An 816-nucleotide genomic window follows, 5' to 3' on the forward strand; every position below is an offset into this window, starting at 1 on the left:
CCCCCCCCCGGAATTCCGCGCAGAAGCAGTGCGGGTAGCGTTAACCAGCGGGCTGCCGCGAAAGCAGGTTGCTGCAGATTTTGGCGTTGGCTTCTCGACACTGAGCCGTTGGATCCAGCAGGATCGGCGCAACCCAGAGAAGCCTTCAGCACGACGTTGTCCAGCATCGTGTCGGCCAGCAGCCGCTTGAGCTTGGCATTCTCGTCTTCCAACGACCTCAGTTTGGCTGCGTCGGACACCTCCATGCCCCCATACTTCGATTTGAACTTGTAGAACGTGCCCTGGCTGAGACCGTGCTTGCGGCACACCTCGGCCGTCGGCATTCCAGCTTCCTGTTCCTTGATCATCCCGATGATCTGCGCCTCGGTGAAACGGCTCTTTCGCATTCGTTTGCTCCTTCAGAAGGTTGAGCAAACTCTACATCACAACGAGGGAAGTTTCGGGGGGCAGGTCACGCGCCTACCGCAATCGTCCGCTCAGCCAGAGCCAGCGAAAGGACATGGTGGTCCTCGCGCACATTCGCGAGCAGTTCGCCCTGTCTTTGGGTAGCTATGGTCGACCACGCATGACAGAGGAACTGAAGGAATTGGGCCTTGAAGTCGGGCACCGCCGTATCGGCAGGCTAATGAGCGAGAATGGCATTGAGGTGAAGCGGAACAGGAAGTTCAAGGCGACGACGGACAGCAACCATGCCTTCAACATCGCGCCCAATCTGTTGAACCGGGACTTCCACGCAGATGCGCCCAATCAGAAATGGGCGGGCGACATCAGCTATGTGTGGACCCGCGAAGGCTGGCTCTATCTGGCTGTCATCCT

Annotated in this window: 1 protein-coding gene and 2 pseudogenes; 2 read left to right on the plus strand and 1 reads right to left on the minus strand. The window is 58.6% G+C overall.

Annotated elements, in window-relative coordinates:
• Positions 1–28: 28 nt before the first annotated feature.
• Positions 29–190 (plus strand): hypothetical protein, encoded by a 162-nt coding sequence (locus ACOXXX_RS21310; RefSeq protein WP_422828647.1) that lies wholly within the window; start codon positions 29–31, stop codon positions 188–190.
• Between the two features lie 43 nt (positions 191–233).
• Here the strand turns inward: ACOXXX_RS21310 and ACOXXX_RS21315 are convergent.
• Positions 234–386, minus strand: a pseudogene (locus ACOXXX_RS21315) (transposase); the annotation flags it as partial.
• Positions 387–454: 68 nt separating this feature from the next.
• Between ACOXXX_RS21315 and ACOXXX_RS21320 the strand changes: the two are divergent.
• A pseudogene (locus ACOXXX_RS21320) lies at positions 455–816 on the plus strand (IS3 family transposase); the annotation flags it as partial.

The organism is Thalassococcus sp. BH17M4-6 (assembly GCF_049323015.1).
Taxonomy (GTDB): domain Bacteria; phylum Pseudomonadota; class Alphaproteobacteria; order Rhodobacterales; family Rhodobacteraceae; genus Puniceibacterium.